Origin of the sequence: Legionella rowbothamii (genome assembly GCF_900639985.1) — a bacterium.
Classification (GTDB): Bacteria; Pseudomonadota; Gammaproteobacteria; order Legionellales; family Legionellaceae; genus Legionella; species Legionella rowbothamii.
The window spans coordinates 156,644-176,816 of the sequence record NZ_CAAAIM010000004.1 but is presented as its reverse complement, the minus strand read 5'-3'; the positions used below and the strand labels follow the sequence as shown (position 1 = coordinate 176,816).

Genomic DNA, 20,173 nt, shown 5'->3' with positions numbered 1-20,173 from the left:
ATTTTTGATAAAAATACTCTCGCTAAACTTCGCAATAAAGGAATAAAGAATGATGTTTGTCCAAACAACACGGCAGTTAAATCTGCGTGAACGATTACTTACCAATGGTGTGCAAGGCCTTTCCGACACCGAATTATTAGCCATATTCATTAGTTCCGGCAGCGGGAAACGTTCTTGCATGCAATTAGCCGCAGATCTACTCATGCATTTAGGGGATTTACGTGGGGTGCTCAATTCTAATCAACAACATTTTCAACAAGTCCCTGGGCTTGGAGCGGTTCGCTATACTCAATTACAAGCGGTTAAAGAAATTTGCCGCCGTAGTGATTTTATTCAGCTGCAAAAGGAAAGCCAAATTACCAACAGCAAACAAACCTATGCCTATTTAAAGAAAAGGTTACGTGACTATAAAAATGAAACCTTTGCAGCCATTTTTCTCGATAATCAACATCGGATTATTGCTTATGAGGAACTTTTTTCAGGAACTATTAATACAGCGACCATTCACCCCCGCCCTATCGTAGAGCGTGTGTTACAGCTTAATGCTGCGGCACTTATTTTGGCGCATAATCATCCATCAGGGGTTTCGGATGCAAGCCAGCAGGATATTGCGGCAACGGAACGTATTCGAGACGCGCTTGAATTAGTGGATGCACGTTTATTGGACCATATTGTTATTGGTGATAACGAGGTGTATTCGATTATGGCAGAGAGTAAGTGGATTTGTAATTAACACTATGAATAATTTCCCCACTCTCCTTCGTAGAGGAAATTTTGCAATGGCTCAACATTAAGTTCTGGTGTGGCTCTATGTTGGGCCATAGGCCCAACATACGTTCTATAAACATAATCAATAAGTTAATTTCGAAATATAAGCTATATGCTATGCTGGCATTTCTTGTTTTTATCTAATACACTGAGGACAAAATATTACTTGCAAGGACATAAATCATGCCATTTGATAATAAATTAATAGCAGACTACACGGAATTGATTAACGATGAGCTCGATAATATTGCTATTAATACGATTGAAGAATATGGCTTAATAAGCTCCGCTCTACAGAGGCTCCTTCCTGCTGAGTCCGGCATTTGGAACTTTTTATTGCGTAAGTTGGGTAACTTCCTATTTCCGACCCCAGCACCTACACCGCTTCCAAAGTATATAGAGGAGCGAGTCTCTATGGTTAAATATTATCTGGATTCCCCGGAGGATTATGTAGCATTACCTGAGAATTATGCAGAATATAAACAAATCATTGTTCAGCGTATTAAAGCCAAAATTAGTGAATTTGCATCTCTTGATGCTGTTCAGAAAGACAATTATATGCAAAATTTAGCTGCTAAAAAAAGTATGGTGCATCCAGGCTTGCAGCTACTTGGGCCAAAAGTGTCATCTGATGCCCCCTATTATGATAAGGAGTTTGAGTTTGATCTCGCCGAAGATGGCTCTGAACCAGAAAATAACTGGCTGCGATATAATGACGGTGATGAGGAAACACTGTCTCATTTTGAGATCAATATGGATATGCATGTAGATTATGATGGGCAAACACGATGGGGCGTTTTAACTGAATGACTTAAAATGTAGGTTGGGCCATGGGTACAACTACAAGTCCAATCCTTAAGCCCGACTGAAATCAAAAGAAATAATCTGTGCCAACTTCGGTTTGTTTAACGCTAAAGCCAATAATCGATCTATTCCTAAAGCCACCCCACTACACGCAGGTAACCCATGCTCCAAAGCCTGTATAAGGTACTGATCTGCCTGGGCATCCGGCAATCCCTTCTCTTGACGCATCTGTTGGTCCACAGCAAAACGTTTTGCCTGCGCGGTAGCATCGGTCAACTCATGAAAACCATTCGCTAATTCAACGCCCTGATAATATACTTCAAAGCGTTCAGCTACTCCCTCATTAATTTTTGCTAAAGCCGCTTGGGATGCTGGGAAATTGTACACTGCAACAGGGGAATTTTCTTTGCCTAAAAATGGCTCGACCACATGACTCATGAGTAAAAATAAATACTGGTCGCGATCCTGCTCATCAGGGGGAAGTACATTATCCAAATCATAACGTGCTAAAACCTGGCGCAATTGTTCTATCGATGCAGTTAATGGATTGATCTCACAAGCCTCATCAAAAGCTTGTTGGTACGTCTTTTTAAGCATCGGTGGTGCCTGCATTACTGTTTGCAAAAATAAATCCATTTCTTGCATCAAAACATGATGATCTATGCCCAACTGATACCATTCCAACAGGGTAAACTCTGGATTATGCCAACGCCCTAATTCATCATCCCGAAAAACTCGAGCCAGTTGAAAAATGGGACCACTCCCTGCAGCAAGCAAACGTTTCATGTGGTATTCAGGGGAAGTTTGTAGATTATAGGTTTCCCCACGAAATAAGGCCTTGATATTGCTTAAATAAACATCAGTAGTACCATGGCGTGCCATTACGGGTGTTTCTACTTCCAAATAGCCACGGCCATTAAAAAAATCACGAATACTGGATAAAAATTGCGCACGTTGTCGCAATGATTCTATGGAAGCTGAAGGTTGCCACATCTTAATAAAAAATCCCTAACTCAAGTCGTGCCGCTTCCGTCATTCTCTCTTGTGTCCAGGGTGGCTCCCATACCAGCTCAACGGTACAATCACGCACTCCATCAACTTGATTTACCGCTTGTTCCACCGTTCCAGGGAAGGTTTGAGCAACTGGACAGCCCGGCGTAGTTAGCGTCATTTGCACAGCAACATGTGCTTCTTCATCAATAGATACGTCATAGATAAGTCCTAAGTCATAAATATTGACTGGAATTTCTGGATCAAAGACGCCTTTGAGGGCAGTAATTACCGCCTCTTTCATCACTTCAGGATCTTGTTTTTTCTTTAAGCCAAACATACAGGTACCTGCTCTTATTCAGTTTTCACGACAGCGCTATCTTTATTCAATGCCGCTTCCAAGGTATGCCAAGCTAAAGTAGCGCATTTTACGCGCGCTGGGTACGCTTTAACTCCAGCTAATACCGTGAGTTTATCCATTAACCGTAATTGTCCGTCCTCATTCTGCGTCAACATATGGTGAAAGCGATGAAAGAGCTCATGAGCCTCATCCACCGTCTTCCCATTGATGGTATCCGTCATCAACGAAGCAGAAGCTTGTGAAATCGCACAACCGCATCCTAAAAAGCTCAACTCAGAAATCCTATCCTTATCTAATTTGACATAGACGGTTAATTTGTCGCCACATAAGGGATTAAACCCATTGGCTTGAGTGGTTGCATCATCCATCGCATAATGGTGTCGTGGGTTACGATTATGATCAATAATGATTTCCTGATACAACTCACGCAAATCAGCACTCATGCAAATACCTCTTTAACTTGATTTAATGCGTCAATACAGCGGTCAATTTCTTCTTTGGTATTATAAAACGACAGCGAAATACGTGATGTTGCAGCAACTCCGTAGAAGTCCATCAAGGGCATGGCACAATGATGGCCGCTACGTATAGCAACGCCTCTGCTGTCCATGATGGTACCGATATCATGCGCATGAATGCTTTCATGTACAAATGAAACCACCGGCACTTTCTGCTTTGCTGTACCAATAATTCTAAAGCCACCTAGAGATAAAACGCCTGCCGTTGCGTAATCAAGCAAGTCTTTTTCATAGGCGGCAATGGCATCTAAATCTAAAGACCATAAATAGTCTATAGCAGCTCCCAAACCAATTGCTCCAGCAATATTTGGAGTGCCTGCTTCAAATTTTTGTGGTAAAGGAGCGTATTCAGTAGAATCAAAAGTCACGTAATTAATCATTTCGCCGCCACCTTGGTAAGGAGGCATTTCTTCTAAAAGTGACTCTTTACCCCACAATACTCCGATTCCCGTTGGGCCATACATTTTATGCCCGGAAAAGGCGTAGAAATCACAGCCTAATGCTTGTACATCTACGGGTAAATGGGCTGTAGCTTGAGCACCATCCAATAACACAGGCACGCCATATTCATGGGCCATATCAATCATTTTTTTAACTGGATTAATAGTACCCAAGGCATTGGAAACATAACTCAGTGAAACAAAGCGCGTTTTCTCACTCAATTTTTTGGCAAACTCTTCGAGGATAACTTCTCCCTCTTGATTAATTGGTGCTACTTCCAATTTGGCGCCTGTCTTTTTACAAATCATTTGCCAAGGAACAATATTCGAATGATGTTCCATATGAGTAATTAATACTTCATCTCCTGGGTGCAAACGTGGGGCAACATAGCTTTGAGCCACCAAATTAATCGCCTCCGTAGTGCCACGGACAAAAATACATTCACGTGCAGAACGAGCATTAATAAAATGCTTTACTCGGGAACGCGCGACTTCATAAAGATCGGTTGCCCGCACACTTAAGGTATGCACGCCGCGATGCACGTTGGAGTTATCTAACTCATAATAACGTTTAATTGCCTCAATAACAGCTTTTGGTTTTTGCGTAGTCGCGGCATTGTCAAAATAGACTAAATCATAATCATTGACCTTCTGATGCAAAATCGGAAAGTCATTGCGGATCGCATTGATATTTAAAGTGTCAACTATTGAGTCAATCGTGTCCATGTGCTTACCCCAGTTGTTGTATTAATAAATGACCCATAACTTCCGCCAACTTAGCTTGCGGAATAAGCCGCAAATTATCCTGAGCAAAAGCATGTATTAAATAATGGGATGCTTCCACACGGCCTATTCCACGCGTTGCTAAATAGAACAGCGCTTCTTCATCCAATTGCCCAACTGTTGCACCATGTGAACACTGTACATCATCGGCAAAAATCTCTAATTGCGGCTTGGTATCCACTTCCGCATTAGCAGTAAGTAATAAGTTTTTATTTTGCTGTTTGGCATTAGTATGTTGTGCATCTTTCGCCACAATCACCTTGCCATTAAATACAGCACGTGAGCGGCCAGTTAAAATACCTTTGTAATCTTGATCACTGGTACAGTTCGGTACCAAATGGTGTACTGTTGTATGATGATCGACATGCTGCCCTTCTGCAGGAGCATAAATTCCATTCATTAAACAATGCGCTTTTTCTTCTTGCAAATACAGGCTTAAATCGGAGCGTACACACTTACCGCCTAAACTTAATGAATGGTTCGCAAAGTCACTGCCCGCTCCTTGCTTCACCGAAACATGCCCTAAATGATAAGCCATTTTACTTTCACGCTGAAGTTTACAATGAGTAACTTTAGCATTGGCACCTAGAAAAACTTCAGTAATCACATTGGTTAAATAACAAGTGCCATCCACGCCTTGATAATCTTCAATAATCGATGCTTGACTGCCCGCTTCAGCAATAATCAAATGTCGCAAGTACACTGCCTGATTAGCCTGGTCTTGGACATGGGTTAATGCAATCGGCTCATCCACGCAGACGCCTTTGGGAATATAAATAAATACCCCACAGTGAATCATGGCCGTATTTAAGAAATGGAAACCATGTTCTTCGTTTAAACTGCGCCCCAAATGTGCTTGTACTAATTCCGCATGGCTCGTTAATGCACTTGCCAAAGGCAATACTAAAACACCTGCAGGCATTAATTTAGCGAGTTGCTCTATCCCAGAAATTAAACCATTGTGAATAAGTACTTGCTGGGTTATAGGCAAATCGGAAACTGGTGGACTAGCAACAACCGCATCGCGGTTATACTGCGTAAATGACTGTTTTAATAAAGCATCAACATTAGTGTACTTCCACTCTTCATCATGACGAGTAGGAAAACCTTGGCGGTTTAGATTCGTTAATGCTTTTGTTTGCAACTGTGCAAGCCAGGGAGCCGTTGATAAACTGGCTGCGGCCTGTTGCTGATAAAAATCCAGAATCTCGTTCATCACTACACCGTTTCCTCTAGCCAACTGTACCCTTTTTTCTCTAATTCGAGTGCTAGGGTTTTATCACCTGACATAATAATTCGTCCATTCACCAACACATGAATAAAATCAGGTTCAATATAATCTAATAGGCGTTGATAGTGCGTTACTAAAACAATTGAACGCTCTGGTGAACGCATGGCATTTACGCCATGAGAAATAATACGTAAGGCATCAATATCCAAGCCTGAATCAGTTTCATCGAGGATGGCTAATTTAGGTTCTAATGCTGCCATTTGTAGGATTTCATTACGCTTTTTCTCACCACCTGAAAATCCTTCGTTGATGCTGCGATACAAAAAGCTTTCATCCATATCCAATAACTCACACTTTTCACGAATGAAACTTAAAAACTCAATAGCATCTAAGGGATTTTTGCCTTGACCTTTACGCACGGCATTGACAGAGGCCTTAAGAAAATTAATGTTGGTTACCCCAGGAATTTCTACCGGATATTGAAATGAGAGGAAAATTCCAGCACGTGCACGCTCCTCAGGAGATAAAGGAGCTAAATCCTCACCCAAATAAATCATGTCACCACTGGTTACCTGATACGAGGGATGGCCCGCTAAGACTTTAGATAAAGTGCTTTTTCCTGAACCGTTAGGGCCCATGATGGCGTGAACTTCGCCTGGATTAACATTAAGGTTAATGCCTTTTAAAATCGATTGCTCGTTCACTTCAACATTTAATTCATTAATTTTTAACATATTAGCCTACTGCCCCTTCTAAACTTAAACCCAGCAATTTAGTGGCTTCTACAGCAAATTCCATGGGTAATTCTTTCAATACTTGCTTACAAAAACCGTTCACAATCATAGAAACTGCATCTTCAGTGTCGATGCCACGTTGTTGGCAATAAAACAATTGTTCTTCACTGATTTTGGATGTCGTTGCTTCATGTTCTACTTGTGCGGTAGGATTTTTTACTTCAATGTATGGGAACGTATGTGCCGAGCACTCCGAGCCCATCAGCATAGAGTCACATTGAGTGTAATTACGTGCATTCGTTGCCGTTGGTGCAATGCGTACTAAGCCACGATAAGCATTATGAGCACGGCCAGCACTGATGCCTTTAGAAATAATAGTGGAACGGGTGTTTTTACCAATATGGATCATTTTCGTACCCGTATCGGCCTGTTGGTAATTATTGGTTAAAGCAACCGAATAAAACTCACCTACAGAGTCATCACCTTGAAGGATGACGCTAGGGTATTTCCAAGTAATAGCGGAACCGGTTTCAATCTGGGTCCAGGAAATCTTGGAACGCTTACCACGGCAAGCACCGCGTTTGGTTACAAAATTATAAATACCACCCTTGCCTTCTTTATCGCCTGGATACCAATTTTGTACGGTTGAATATTTAATTTGTGCGCCATCTAAGGCCACTAACTCAACTACGGCCGCATGCAGTTGATTTTCATCCCGCATAGGCGCGGTACACCCCTCAAGGTAGGAGACATAGCTGTCGTCATCAGCAATAATCAACGTACGCTCAAACTGACCTGTAGATGCAGCATTGATACGGAAATACGTCGATAACTCCATAGGACAACGCACCCCTTTAGGAATGTATACAAATGAGCCATCACTAAATACGGCTGAATTCAATGCAGCATAGAAGTTATCGCGATAAGACACCACAGAACCTAAATACTTCATAAGTAAGTCAGGGTACGTGTGTACTGCCTCGGAGAATGGGCAAAAAATTACTCCTTTCTCAGCCAGTTTGGCTTTAAAGGTCGTGGCTACAGAAACACTATCAAATACAGCATCAACCGCAACACCGGCCAATAGCTCTTGTTCTTTTAAAGGGATCCCTAATTTTTCATAGGTTCTTAATAATTCAGGATCAACTTCATCCAAGCTCTTAGGCGCATCTTTTTTGCTTTTAGGCGCAGAATAATAAGAAATTGTCTGATAATCTATTGGAGGATAATGCACACTAGACCATTCAGGATGCGGCATAGTTAGCCAGTGCCTGAATGCTTGCAAACGCCATTCCAGTAAAAACTCAGGCTCCCCTTTAATAGCTGACAAACGACGAATCACGTCTTCATTCAGTCCAGGTTCAAAAGTTTCTACTTCAATGTCGGTTATAAAACCATGTTGATATTCTCTATCGAGCAGAGAATTAAGTTGCTCACTGCTTTTAGCCACGATTGACTCCACTTGCTAATTGTCGGATACGCTCTATATCACGTACCTGTAGAGTTGGTTTTGCCAAGGTATCCAAACTCACACTATCCAACGCGGTCTCTATCGCTTGGCTAATAAGTCGCCAATTGCCCTGAATAGTACAAACTCCTTGTAACGAGCAGTCATTAGGTTGCAAACTGCATTCGGTGAAACCACGATGATCTTCCAGCGCAAAAATAATTTGCGATACGGAAATTTCAGTAGCAGGCCTACGTAACCGATATCCTCCGGTTACTCCTCGTACCGAGGTGAGCAAGCCTGCACTGGTTAAACGTTTTAAAATTTTACTTACCGTCGGGACAGTCAAATGGGTATGTAAAGCGATATCACGGGCATTACATAAATCCTGTGGGTGCCTGGCAAGGTACACCATCACAACTGTTCCATAATCGGCCAATTTGCTGATGCGCAGCATAACACTCCAAAGCCAAATAATCTAGTACTAAATAAGTCTTAATTAAAGACAAAGCCGACACATAATTATTATTCTTCTTACTTTAAATATAGTACTAAAATAGTTCTATATACGGCAAACGCGAATGGTACCTTATTATAGTGGGTTGATGCAAGTTAGGAATGTTTGGAAATTCCTCATCGTAGCCCGTATTAGTGCAGCTTACTATGGGTACATATTAAAAAATATTTTCTAGTAACATGGGGTTGAGCCCATGGCCCAACATAGAGTTCTAGTATGGCTCAATACCTTGGTGGGCCATGGGCCCAACCTATTATTTTAAAGTGGCTGCGAAACGGGGGGGGTAATTGCTTCTCCTCCGGTTACAAAAAACCAGCAGCAATTAAATTCCCCACCAACTGTACTTGAACTCAGAGCATTACATAACGTATTATCATCTTCTTTTGAATTTAGAGTTTTTGCACATCAGAATGGATGACAGAGCAAAAAACCGTTTAGGAGCTACACGATGGCAGCTGAGCTTTATTCCACCTCACTTGTCAGTAATCCCATCACGAATTCGGGTCCTTTACCTGTCCCGCAAGGATATTATCGCTCTAAATTATTCATTGCCCCTTTTTCCACCAATACTTTAGTTGCCGCAACCGGTCCTTTATTATCACTGTTGGAGCGCCTTTGCCTCAGTGCTGCCTTGCCTCCGGTTGACCATATCAGGGATAATATTGAGCATGAACTACTGGCTTTTCACAGTAAGCTTCATGCGTCGAAATACCCAGAGGCATTAACTGGTATAGCTTATTATCTGGTGTCAGCAACAATCGATGAAATGCTTGGTAAAAGTTACATGCGCGTTTATAATATTACCGCTGAATTCAAAGCATTTACCCCGCTAACAAACGATAATGCCCAGCCTCAAGACCGTTTCTTTGAAATCGTTGACTACGTTAAAGAGCGACCTAATCAATATCTAGATCTTATTGAACTGGTATATTACTTGCTCATTCTTGGTTTTGAGGGACGTTATCATCTTAAAGCAGACGGACGGCAAGTTTTAGATAATTACGTTGAAGATCTCTATCAAATCACGCAACAGCATCGTTTTCACAAACCACAGCGTTTATTTAATGAAAACCCTATGCCTAAAATCGTGAAAAAGAATTATAAAACCGCCATATTAACTATAGCCATTGCTGCAGCTATAGTTTCACTTGCTTTTTTTACCAGCCACATTTTATTAGAGAATAAAGCAAAAGCCGTTTTATTTGGACATACCCAACTTGCATTGCTGGATAAATAATGGACAACTCTTTACATGCATTATGTGATGCAATAAAAAAAACTCTCGCGCGATTAAAACCACAAATCAACCAATTGTCGTTTATCGTAATCACAGGAAAACATGCTCAAGGTAAATCTTCTTTATTAAAGCAAAGCAATATGGAAGAAATGCCTGTCTTCAGTGAAGAACATGCCAAAGTTTATTTTAATCCACACGGCATTATTGTCGAACTTGGTGAAGGCTGGTTTACCAATAGTAAAACCTTATTGCAAAATACATTAAAACAACTCAATCGTTGCAGTAGTTATCTTAAAATCACCGGGGTAGTGCTGTGTATTGATGTTGAAGATTTACTTATTAGTGACCGTAATCAATTTGGCGAGAAAAGAAAAGCTCATTTACAATTACTGGAGCGCTGGGGCGTTAACCTAGGTTATCCCGTGGAATTAGCATTGATTTTCACTAAAATGGATACCTTGGCTGGTTTTACTGAGTTTTATCAATCGAATCATGCTTCTGAGTTACTAAAGCCACTCGGCTTTTCATTAGATTGCGTGAACGAGCTACACAAAAAAATAGAAACCTTTACCTCACAATTTAATCAGCTACTCGAAACTTTAGGGCAACAAGTAATCCCCAAAATGCATCCTGCTCGCTCAACAATGAGACGAAGCTTAATTCGTGAATTCCCTATTCAAATGGCAGGCTTACGCCCCCCTATCCATTCCCTGCTTCAAGGAATTTCGCCAAAATTATTTCAACTGCACTCGATCTATTTTACCAGTGCGGAACAAAGTGGGGTCAGTATTGACCGCTTAAATAAGAAAATCCAACATGAATATGCATTGGTGGTGCAAGATACTTTCCCGCAAGCGACTAATTTTAGAGCCTATTTTGTTGAAGGGGCTTTAAAATCTATACAGGAACAATGCAGTCAAGTTCCACAAACACGAAAATTTTCACAAAAACCTTTGGTTGCACTTACTGCCGGCATTGCCGGAATTGCCTTATGTATTTTAAGTTACCATCATTATAAGGCAGTGCACTTACTCGATGCAGCAAGTAAAGAGTTGCTTGCTTATGACGCCTTAATTAGCCAAAAAGATAAGAGCAAACAAGCACTATATCACCTGTCAAATGCAGCTAAAAAACTAGCTCATGTTTCCAGTAACTCTTTATCTTTGCCCACGGTACACCAATTAAAATCGAATTTGCACACTAATACTCAGCATCGCTTACAAGGTGAGTTTTTACCCGCAATCACAGCAGAATTGGAAACCGTAATTAATAGCCCAGGCAATACTCCTATTGCGCGTTATAATGCCCTTAAAGTGTATCTGATGTTAGGACAGCCCGAACATTTTTCTGCACCACAGATTCACGATTGGTTTAGTGCCCAATGGCGTAATTTGCCCGCAGCGGAATTGCAAAAACAACTGGCATTGCTCAAACAATCTTTAAGTAAACCACCCAAAGGAATGTTAATTAAATCGCAAGTAATCAGCGATGCACGAAACTATTTAAATGCATTGCCAAGCAGCTACCTTTATTACTCCATTGCCAAAGAATCGTTTCCTAGCACCCGACAAAAAATTATCACAGATGGATTTATTCTAGCTACCGATGAGTTACCGGTGTATTACACCCGGGCTGGTTTTAACGAGATAATAAAGAAAATCCCCGAAATTAACCAAAACCTGCAAAAAGAAAACTGGGTACTTGCTCGTCAGGACATTGCCGATCTGCCTAATATGCTCACTCAAGCTTATTGCTATGATTATGTAACCTGGTGGCAAACTTTTATGCGCCGCTCACAACCAGCACATTATCAGAATTATCAAGAAGGTCGTCAGGTGGCTAAACGTTTAGAACAATCTCATGCCATCACGACGTTAGTTGGCTTATTACAACAAGAAACCAAGGCAGATTTAAGTAACGAATCATCCTTGTTTAACCAGGCCATTGCTAGCCAGTTTACTGATTTAAATTTAATGAGCCTCTCAGGTACTAAAGAATTAAGCATAAAAATAGAAGAGTTGGATCGTTTCATTTCAACTCTGTCGATGATTAATGACGGTGGAAAAACGGCATTTAATATTACTAAATCCCGTTTTATGAGTGATACCGCTTCGGATCCAGTCAGCTTACTCTTTAATCAGGGACGGCAATTGCCGGAACCCTTAAGTAATTGGGCGAAGCAATTAGCCGGTGAAACCTGGGGGCTCTTGCTCAAAGACAGCCGTCAATACATTAATCAACAATGGCAACAAACGATTTATCAGGAATTCCAAAATCGAATTGCCAGACGCTATCCTTTGGATGCGAATCAATCCGAAGAAATTGCGATTGCTGATTTTAACCACTTTTTCGCAACTAATGGTTCATTAAACTCCTTTACGGAACAATTTGTTAAACCGTTCCTAGACACCGCTACCGCAGAGTGGAAACCTAAGGCAGTTAATGACTCGGTCCTACCGATCGCTACGGAGACACTAGATGCGCTTATGCGGGCTAATATAATTACGAATATGTTTTTCCCAAATGGCGGTAATGAGAGTCGCATCGACTTCAGCCTGCAAAAAATAAATCTGGATCCGGTCATAGCAAGCCTAGTTCTTGAAATTGGGAATACCCAAATCTCAGACAATCAAAGCAGCGAATCGCATATTCGTTTTATCTGGCCTCAACCGAATGTCAAACTCGCATTAGATTCTATTGATGGCAATCACTATGAGTTGGCTGAACAAGGTAATTGGGCCTTATTTAAGCTTCTGGAAAAAGTAAATGTGTTAATTGATGAGCAAGACAGCTCCAGTTTGCAAATTCTTTTTGAAGTGAATAGTAATTCAGGGCGGTATTTATTAAAAACAAATAATCAGGTAAACCCGTTTACTCCGGGAATTTTAAATGGCTTTGTGTTAAATGAGGCTATTGTTTGAAGGTAATTTTTATTTAATTTTAAAAATTTACCACAGCGTAAACAATTAGGGATGTTTGAATAGTAAGAGTGCTGGGCTTAACAGCCCAGCCTACATGTTACATTATTTTAGCTAAAACTGAGAAGAAAACCTATTTAAAACGCTTGCAGCACCATCAATAACATTATTCATAACTTGTCGACCAGCCTCAACCACAGGCTCTTTATCTTCATTATAGAAACGAGGTGTATCTTGTTTGGCGAAACCTTGTTCTACCGTAGCAATAGGACGGCTTACCAAGCTAATCCATGACTTAACAAAAGACATAGCCGAAAGGGTGAATACTGCTGCTGCGGTTACAAAATACTCAAGAGCCGTATCTGCATGCTTCTCTCTATCGTTATTAGCAAGTCCCCAATGAATAGCTAAAGCTTGAACCCCTTCCCATGCAGCAGCAATGAGGGCACCAACTGCGGTAAGCATTCCGGATGCAGGTAAAATGGTAGCTCCCATAATTTCATCCATATAATCATGAGCATCACGTAGAGGATTCAAAATAAGGTTACGCTTACTTAACTCTTTCTCAAAAAAATCAATCTGTGCATCTGCTGTTTTCAACTCCTTAAATTCTACATAAAGGTCAGCAGACTGCTTGCTTAAAGCATTTAGATGATCGAAATAATTATAGAAAAAATTCTTATCAGGATCAGGACGTTTAAAAAAACCAGGCATAATTACTCTCCACAACACGAATGATATTGGACTAAATTTTCAGAGATTATAACAATGAAACATTAAGAGAACATTAGGAATCTTCACTAAACCTCGAACTGTACCAAATAAAGCCTTAATGGAACAATGATGACCACATTATGTTGATATGATGTAAATTATTTGCGAGAGACGTTACCTTGCCGGAACACAGTGTACTCTATAAGGTTATTTAATATTTACTACCTACTATAAGTGACTCCAAATGAACTCCTTTTCCTTCAACGTGAAAGCCTTCTCACCTAGAGCCTCTGTATTTGATTTCCACTTAGGATATTGAAGTTTATAAGCATTTAAAATATCAATATCTATATTTTATTCACAGATATTTCTTAGTAGCATTTAACACCTAATTTTATACTTAGAGCGATGTCATCTTGGAATATCCTATCTTTTCTTTTTGGCAATGTTCGATTTCCAGTTCAATACGACTCATTAGATCCTATAAAGCCTCTCCAGGTTGTAATTAATTTTACTTTAGCAATCGAAGATAAAGGCTATAAATAATGCATGTTCAAGAAATTTGTCTCAATATTGACCTTAAAAGATAAAGTTCAATAATTACTTGATTAATTATAGTTTGTTTTTTGACCACAAAGGGGAAAAATAGCCTTGGTTCATATATACTTATACTCCCTATTTAAAGAAAGGTCAGATACTATGCGTACTCTCATTTCATGTTTACTTATCACCATCCTAAGCTTTGGTCTGTTAGTTAATGAAGCAGCAGCCAAGCGTTTTGGAGGTGGCAGAAGTTTTGGCGTACAACGCTCACAAAGCAGTATGTACTCCCCTAATAAAGCACAAAAGGCAACACCATTGGGACAACGTACGAACAACACCAGCAAATGGGGTGGGCTCTTAGGTGGTTTATTAATTGGCGGTTTGTTAACAAGTCTGTTTATGGGGCATGGATTCGGCACCGGCATCCTAACTTGGTTAATCGTTGGTGCAGTCATCTTTTTTGCGGTTAACTTTTTCCGCAGACGCATGCAGCCGGGAATGCAAACTGGGCAGCAAAACCGCGCATTTAACCAGCAACAAAGTCCGTTTAACAATTTTACTCAAGCCTTTAACAATTCTACTCCCAGCAGTAGTAGCTGTGCGGCAGACGTTCCAGTCGGCTTTTCACCAGCAAGCTTTTTGCGCGAAGCTAAAGTAACCTTTAATCGCCTACAAGCGGCTTATGATGAAAAGAATACTCAAGATTTAAGAGAATTTACCGCTCCCGAAGTATTTGCTGAAATTAAAATGCAATTGGACGAGCGTGGCAACGAGCCCAACAAAACAGAAGTAATTGCTTTAGAGGCAGAATTATTAGATATCTCCAGACAAACTAATTCCTATATGGCTAGCGTACACTTTACTGGTTCAATTAAAGAAAATGATGAACCCATTACGCAATTGGATGAAATCTGGCATTTCCGCCAATTTGATGGCAATGGCGCCTGGGTTGTTGGTGGTATTCAGCAAAACGATTTTCAAGCTTAAAGCTATTGTATCCCGTATTAGCTAATACGGGATACATACTGTATGTTTATTCATTAGGCTATTACGCACACTTTGCAACTACCTTGAAGTTCATGTTGTTCGTCGTCAGTAAACCCATATTGAGAGCTCCCTCCAAAAACGATTGAAATATCAGCCAAATTTTCAGAAAACATGCGGGGACTATATGCTTTATGAACAGAAAAGTGCTTATTTATGAGAGTACCATTGGCTTTTTGAACTAAGATATTTAACTCAGTATTGATAATTTCAACAACTCCTATAACTAATCGTCCATTGTGAGTTTCCTGCCTCAGTACACTTATTTTGCTATCTATAGGTAATAATTCTTGATGCTCTGCGGAGAGATTTTTTTGTTGCTGATATTTTTTTTGCTTTTCTATAAATGCTTCTTTACTACAATGGAGTGTAAATTTGACATTAAGGTTCGCGCTTTTAACTGGCAAGTAGGCATCCTCACGTATAAGCTCTTCATTTGCTTTATTCTCATCGTGTGACTCGTATACAAACGTAGGCTCAGTTGTCTGCGAAAATATTAAGTTTGTTAGGTCTTTTACACTAATTGTCTGGAGTTCAATGCTCCTAAAATGAAAAGCAAGCCCCCCCGTTAAAACCACATAGCATTGTTGAGCCATTATCTGATTCCCAAGAGTTCAAAAAACAACCATTTTAATCAAAAACAAAAAATAATACCAGAAACGTCTTCACCCTTATCTTTATTTCTTTAATTTCCCTTTTTTAATAAGATCAACTAAGTAAGAATATGCAGCAAATACTCCTACTACTTGAGCTTTTCAATAGGATAAGTAGCACGTGCAATAATAGGTTGGGTTGTAAAACCCAACCTCAGGGATGTTTTAATTACATGGGGATATAAATGTTTGTAAACTACAAAAAACTAGGTAGGATGGTTTAAACATACTGTACTTCAATGATTTCGTAATCAACCATGCCACCTGGTGTATTGACGGTTACGACATCGTCCAACTCTTTCCCAATCAGTGCTCGACCAATTGGAGAACTGTATGAAATTTTATGCAGTTTAATATCTGCCTCATCTTCACCAACGATCTGATATGTGATATGCGCGTCTGTTGCTACATGACAAACCGTCACTGTTGAACCAAATACCACCTTACCGTTATTCGTTAATTTACTAATATCAATAATTTGTGCATTAGATAATTTCGCTTCCAATTCTTGAATACGGCCCTCATTAAAGCTTTGCTGTTCGCGTGCAGCATGATACTCCGCATTTTCCTTTAAATCGCCATGCGCACGCGCCGTAGCAATTGACTCTACAATACGTGGCCTATCGACAAATTTTAAACGTTGTAGTTCTTCTTTAAGTGCTTCTGCACCTTGTATTGTCATGGGATGTTTATTCATATCAACCTCTAAATGTAATTCCCTGGTAAAGATACCTCTTTGCCTCCCTATCCTGGTTGTCTCCCCTAGACCAGAATAGAAATTTTTTAGGGACAATGAAGCCATAGTCCCCCAACAAATGATATCAATAGTTAATGTAAATCCTGTAAACGAGTTACAGTCTCTCGGTCTTCATATTTCATCGCAAGACATGCTGCTTCAGCACCAGAAAGAGTTGTCGTATAACTCACCTTGTGCTGCAAGGCATTGCGTCTGATTGCAAAGGAATCTGCAATAGCTCGCTTACCCTCAGTAGTATTTACAATGAAATCGATCTCATGATTTTTAATGAAATCCAATACATGGGGACGTCCTTCAGCAACTTTAAATACCCTGCGACAATCAACTCCTGCCGCTTGTAATGCTAAAGCCGTACCCCGGGTGGCAATGATTTCAAAACCTAATTCTATTAGGCGTTTTGCAATCTCTCCCACCCTAGTCTTATCTGCGTCACGCACTGAAACAAAAGCACGTCGCCGTTTGAGGATATTACACCCAGCACCTAATTGTGCTTTGGCAAAGGCTTGTCCAAAACGTCTCGCGATCCCCATTACCTCTCCCGTCGACTTCATCTCAGGACCAAGAATCGAATCGACTCCGGCAAACTTAATAAAGGGGAAAACCGGCAGCTTAATAGAGTAAAATGCCGGCATATGATGATTTTGGCTTAATCCCTGCTCTTTTAAACTCATACCTAACTTACAACGTGCGGCGATCTTCGCTAAAGGTAAACCCGTCGCTTTGGAGACAAAAGGAACGGTTCGTGATGCACGGGGATTCACTTCCAAGACGTAAATATCATCAGCTTGAATTGCAAATTGTGCATTAATTAAACCAACCACACCTAATTTCAACGCCATTTGACGCATTTGTTCCATCAGATCTTGTTGCACCACCACACTCAGACTAAAAGGAGGTAATGTACAGGCAGAATCACCGGAATGAATTCCTGCTTGTTCAATATGCTCCATGACCGCACCAATCAATACATCCTTGCCATCACAGACTGCGTCAATATCTACTTCAATGGCATCATTTAAGAATCTATCCAGCAATACTGGTGAATCATTAGACACCGCCACTGCATGGGATAAATAATGCCGTAAATCTTCTTCTTGGTATACTACTTCCATAGCCCTTCCACCTAAAACGTAAGAAGGTCTGACAACCAAGGGATAACCAATTTTATTGGCTAAGGCGATGGCTTCCGTCTCGCTACGTACAGTGCCATTTTCTGGTTGATGTAGACGTAATTCAGTAACTAATTTTTGGAAGCGATCCCGGTCTTCCGCCCGATCAATGGCATCGGGTGAGGTACCAATAATGATCACGCCATTTGCCTCTAAAGCACGCGCCAATTTTAATGGAGTTTGCCCACCGTAATGAACTATTACCCCATCTGGCTTTTCTACATCCACGATGGCAAGCACATCTTCAAGCGTTACCGGTTCGAAATACAAGCGATCGGACGTATCGAAATCTGTAGAAACAGTTTCTGGATTACAATTTACCATAATGGTTTGGCATCCAGCGTCTCTTAATGCCATTGCCGCATGCACACAGCAGTAGTCAAATTCAATTCCCTGACCAATGCGGTTAGGGCCACCGCCAAGAATCATAATCTTTTTCTTATCATTCTCAGGACGGGCTTCGCAACTATTCTCATAGCAAGAATACATGTATGCGGTATCGCTAGGGAATTCACCAGCACAAGAGTCGATGCGCTTATAAACGGGTAACACGCCAAGTTCTTTACGCCAAGCGCGTACTTCGTCTTCAGTACAGCTTAGTAATTGTGCCAAATAGGCATCAGCAAAACCTCGGCGTTTTAATAGTCTCAACGTCGTTTTATCAAGTTCATTAACCTTCTTATCTAGGATAGAACGTTCAAGCTGTACCAATTCCTCAATTTGTGCCAAGAACCATGGATCCACCCGACTCTCCATATGAATTTCTTCAAGCGACAAATTGTGACGAAATGCATCAGCTATATACCATAAGCGATCGGGTGTCGGTTCGCGTAAATGGCCTCTTAATTCCGCTAAATCGTCATTCTTAAATAACGAGTGTAAACCACAACGTCCGGTTTCCAAACCACGAATCGCTTTTTGTAAAGATTCCTGAAAATTAGCCCCGATTGCCATTACCTCACCAACCGACTTCATTTGCGTGGTTAAAGTATCGGAAGTTTGGGGGAATTTATCAAAGTTAAACCGTGGCACTTTAGTAACCACATAATCAATGCTCGGCTCAAATGAAGCTGGAGTCTTACCGCCAGTAATTTCATTCTTCAATTCATCAAGCGTGTAACCAACCGCCAATTTTGCAGCAATCTTCGCAATCGGGAAACCAGTCGCTTTAGAAGCCAGGGCTGAACTTCGTGAAACCCGAGGGTTCATTTCAACTACGAGTATACGCCCATCTTCAGGATTAACCGCAAACTGAACGTTTGAACCACCAGTATCAACACCAACTGCTCGCAAAACTTTAATTGCGGCATCACGCATGCGTTGATATTCTTTATCCGTTAAGGTTTGGGCTGGCGCCACCGTAATGGAGTCCCCGGTATGCACCCCCATAGGATCAAGATTTTCAATGGTACAGACAATAATGCAATTATCATTTTTGTCACGCACCACTTCCATTTCATATTCTTTCCACCCCAATACAGACTCATCAATGAGCAATTCATGGGTGGGTGACAGTTCCAAACCACGCGTACAAATCTCTTCGAATTCTTCACGATTGTAGGCAATACCACCACCGCTTCCGCCCATGGTAAATGAAGGACGAATAATCGCGGGATAACCTAATTGTGCTTGAACCTGAAAGGCCTCTTCCATGGAGTGCGCAATAGCTGATCGCGGCATTTCCAAACCAATTTTAATCATTAATTGCCGGAACTTTTCGCGATCCTCCGCTTTATCAATCGCCTCTCGAGTAGCCCCTATCATTTCTACGGAGTATTTTGCCAAAACACCTTCACGAACCAGATCAAGAGCACAGTTTAGCGCCGTTTGCCCTCCCATCGTAGGCAATAAGGCATCAGGACGTTCAATTTCAATAATCCGTGATACTTCTTTCCAAGAGACAGGCTCAATATAAGTTGCATCGGCTAACTCCGGATCCGTCATAATCGTTGCTGGGTTAGAATTAACCAGAATAACTCGATACCCCTCTTCTCTTAGCGCCCTGACTGCTTGGGTGCCAGAATAGTCAAATTCACAGGCTTGCCCAATAACTATAGGCCCTGCACCAAGTATCAATATGGATTTAATATCAGTTCGTTTTGGCATGGCAACAACTAAAAAAATAAAGTGATGTATTTTACCGATTTTTGCTTAAAGTTTATACCTTTGATTGCGATTCTTTAATAAATTAACTGTACTCATTCGCCAGGACAATTTGCAAGCCCGCCTCTGTTAGAGATAAATACTTATAATGCGGGTCTGCAGTAGTACGCTCTAGCCATTCATTGGCAATACAAATATCCGTTAATTTTTGTGCCTCCTCTACAGAAACAGGCATATTAAGTTTTTGTGATAAAACTGCTGCTGCTTCATCTTCAATTGTTAAAAACACTTGATCACGAGTAACTCCTAAAAGCTTCATCTCATCATAAAATAACTTTAAAATATTCAGTTCATTCACAATAATCACCTTAACTGAAAAACCTTCATTAATATCAATTATTAATGAAGGTTTAAAAAATTTCCAATTCAAACGACAAATTTA

General features: G+C 40.7%; 18 protein-coding genes. 5 read left to right on the top strand and 13 right to left on the bottom strand.

Features of this window, described 5'->3' with window-relative positions:
* Positions 1 to 49 precede the first annotated feature (49 nt).
* Positions 50 to 733 carry a RadC family protein gene (gene radC, locus E1P08_RS08905; protein ID WP_133136679.1) on the top strand — a complete coding sequence of 228 codons (684 nt, stop codon included), beginning with the start codon at positions 50 to 52 and terminating at the stop codon, positions 731 to 733.
* A 218-nt stretch (positions 734 to 951) separates the two neighbouring features.
* The gene (locus E1P08_RS08900) at positions 952 to 1,578 is read left to right on the top strand and encodes a hypothetical protein (RefSeq protein WP_133136678.1); all 627 of its coding nucleotides are present in this window, start codon (positions 952 to 954) and stop codon (positions 1,576 to 1,578) included.
* A gap of 45 nt (positions 1,579 to 1,623) precedes the next feature.
* Here E1P08_RS08900 and epmA read toward each other — a convergent pair whose 3' ends face one another.
* From epmA to E1P08_RS08860, 8 genes are read right to left on the bottom strand one after another with little or no spacing between them, the layout of a single operon-like run.
* Positions 1,624 to 2,565, bottom strand: a complete 942-nt coding sequence (gene epmA / locus E1P08_RS08895; protein ID WP_133136677.1) for an elongation factor P--(R)-beta-lysine ligase — start codon at positions 2,563 to 2,565, stop codon at positions 1,624 to 1,626.
* Position 2,566: 1 nt separating this feature from the next.
* Positions 2,567 to 2,902, bottom strand: coding sequence for an SUF system Fe-S cluster assembly protein (locus E1P08_RS08890; RefSeq protein WP_133136676.1), 336 nt, complete (start codon positions 2,900 to 2,902; stop codon positions 2,567 to 2,569).
* Between the two features lie 14 nt (positions 2,903 to 2,916).
* Positions 2,917 to 3,366 (bottom strand): Fe-S cluster assembly sulfur transfer protein SufU, encoded by a 450-nt coding sequence (gene sufU, locus E1P08_RS08885; RefSeq protein WP_133136675.1) that lies wholly within the window; start codon positions 3,364 to 3,366, stop codon positions 2,917 to 2,919.
* Entirely contained in the window at positions 3,363 to 4,607 is a 1,245-nt protein-coding gene (locus E1P08_RS08880) for a cysteine desulfurase (protein ID WP_133136674.1), read from the bottom strand. Before E1P08_RS08880 ends, sufU begins: the two co-directional genes overlap by 4 nt.
* A gap of 4 nt (positions 4,608 to 4,611) precedes the next feature.
* Positions 4,612 to 5,880, bottom strand: coding sequence for a Fe-S cluster assembly protein SufD (sufD, locus tag E1P08_RS08875; RefSeq protein WP_133136673.1), 1,269 nt, complete (start codon positions 5,878 to 5,880; stop codon positions 4,612 to 4,614).
* A gap of 2 nt (positions 5,881 to 5,882) precedes the next feature.
* Complete coding sequence (gene sufC, locus E1P08_RS08870; RefSeq protein WP_133136672.1) at positions 5,883 to 6,629, bottom strand: Fe-S cluster assembly ATPase SufC; 747 nt, start codon at positions 6,627 to 6,629, stop codon at positions 5,883 to 5,885.
* A 1-nt stretch (position 6,630) separates the two neighbouring features.
* The gene (sufB, locus tag E1P08_RS08865) at positions 6,631 to 8,079 is read right to left on the bottom strand and encodes a Fe-S cluster assembly protein SufB (protein ID WP_133136671.1); all 1,449 of its coding nucleotides are present in this window, start codon (positions 8,077 to 8,079) and stop codon (positions 6,631 to 6,633) included.
* Positions 8,072 to 8,533 (bottom strand): SUF system Fe-S cluster assembly regulator, encoded by a 462-nt coding sequence (locus E1P08_RS08860; protein WP_058533415.1) that lies wholly within the window; start codon positions 8,531 to 8,533, stop codon positions 8,072 to 8,074. The genes sufB and E1P08_RS08860 overlap by 8 nt, the downstream gene beginning before the upstream one ends.
* A gap of 508 nt (positions 8,534 to 9,041) precedes the next feature.
* On the opposite strand from E1P08_RS08860, the gene icmH reads away from it, so the two are divergent.
* Together icmH and icmF are read left to right on the top strand one after the other, a co-directional pair.
* The gene (gene icmH, locus E1P08_RS08855) at positions 9,042 to 9,830 is read left to right on the top strand and encodes a type IVB secretion system protein IcmH/DotU (RefSeq protein WP_133136670.1); all 789 of its coding nucleotides are present in this window, start codon (positions 9,042 to 9,044) and stop codon (positions 9,828 to 9,830) included.
* Positions 9,830 to 12,751: a type IVB secretion system protein IcmF gene (icmF, locus tag E1P08_RS08850; protein WP_133136669.1), complete on the top strand. Its 2,922-nt coding sequence runs from the start codon at positions 9,830 to 9,832 to the stop codon at positions 12,749 to 12,751. Before icmH ends, icmF begins: the two co-directional genes overlap by 1 nt.
* A gap of 111 nt (positions 12,752 to 12,862) precedes the next feature.
* Here the strand turns inward: icmF and E1P08_RS08845 are convergent, their stop codons facing one another.
* Entirely contained in the window at positions 12,863 to 13,462 is a 600-nt protein-coding gene (locus tag E1P08_RS08845; protein WP_133136668.1) for a hypothetical protein, read from the bottom strand.
* A 699-nt stretch (positions 13,463 to 14,161) separates the two neighbouring features.
* Between E1P08_RS08845 and E1P08_RS08840 the strand changes: the two genes are divergently transcribed.
* Complete coding sequence (locus E1P08_RS08840; RefSeq protein WP_133136667.1) at positions 14,162 to 14,992, top strand: Tim44 domain-containing protein; 831 nt, start codon at positions 14,162 to 14,164, stop codon at positions 14,990 to 14,992.
* A gap of 53 nt (positions 14,993 to 15,045) precedes the next feature.
* Here E1P08_RS08840 and E1P08_RS08835 read toward each other — a convergent pair whose 3' ends face one another.
* The 4 genes from E1P08_RS08835 to E1P08_RS08820 all read right to left on the bottom strand — a co-directional run bounded on the left by E1P08_RS08835 (position 15,046) and on the right by E1P08_RS08820 (position 20,089).
* The gene (locus E1P08_RS08835) at positions 15,046 to 15,645 is read right to left on the bottom strand and encodes a hypothetical protein (RefSeq protein ID WP_133136666.1); all 600 of its coding nucleotides are present in this window, start codon (positions 15,643 to 15,645) and stop codon (positions 15,046 to 15,048) included.
* 277 nt (positions 15,646 to 15,922) lie between these two features.
* Positions 15,923 to 16,399, bottom strand: coding sequence for a transcription elongation factor GreA (greA, locus tag E1P08_RS08830; protein WP_133136665.1), 477 nt, complete (start codon positions 16,397 to 16,399; stop codon positions 15,923 to 15,925).
* Between the two features lie 131 nt (positions 16,400 to 16,530).
* Complete coding sequence (carB, locus tag E1P08_RS08825; RefSeq protein WP_133136664.1) at positions 16,531 to 19,734, bottom strand: carbamoyl-phosphate synthase large subunit; 3,204 nt, start codon at positions 19,732 to 19,734, stop codon at positions 16,531 to 16,533.
* An 82-nt stretch (positions 19,735 to 19,816) separates the two neighbouring features.
* Positions 19,817 to 20,089: a hypothetical protein gene (locus E1P08_RS08820; protein ID WP_133136663.1), complete on the bottom strand. Its 273-nt coding sequence runs from the start codon at positions 20,087 to 20,089 to the stop codon at positions 19,817 to 19,819.
* Between the last annotated feature and the right edge of the window lie 84 nt (positions 20,090 to 20,173).